Below are 509 nucleotides of genomic sequence, written 5' to 3' on the forward strand. Positions count from 1 at the left end.
CTCGCGCTCGGGTGGGCGCCCGCCCACCCGAGCGCCGCGCTCACCGGCCGCCGCCGTGGGACCCGCCCGACCCGCCGCTGCTGTGCGACCCGCCGGACGACGAACCGCCACCGGACGACGACACGTGCGACGAGGACGTCCCCGACGAGGTAGTGCCCGACGAGGAGGTGCCCGACGAGGACGTCCCGGAGGTGCCCGACGATGTGCTGGAACCCAGTCCCACCGAGCTGGACGAACTGGTGGTGCCGGCCGAGCTCGACGAGCCGCTGGTCCCGGTCGAGCCTGTCGACCCAGTGGAGCCACCCACACCGAGGGCCTTGTGCAGCGCATAACCGATCTGTCCCGGGGTCGAGTAGCCGGGCGAACTCACGGCCGGCGAAGCCGTGGCCGGCGCGGCCGCCGCCTGGCCGGTAGGCACCGCGGGAACCGCTGCTGCGGCCACGCTCGACGAGTCGGCGGTGCTGGTGACGACGGGGCTGGCGGCAGGGACGGCCGCGGGCAGGGCGGTG

Annotated in this window: 1 pseudogene; it reads left to right on the forward strand. The window is 75.4% G+C overall.

Annotated features, from left to right (window positions below):
- Window positions 1-332, forward strand: a pseudogene (locus ABD908_RS27515) (hypothetical protein); the annotation flags it as partial.
- Window positions 333-509: the final 177 nt, after the last annotated feature.

The organism is Tsukamurella soli (assembly GCF_039541155.1).
GTDB classification, from domain to species: domain Bacteria; phylum Actinomycetota; class Actinomycetes; order Mycobacteriales; family Mycobacteriaceae; genus Tsukamurella; species Tsukamurella soli.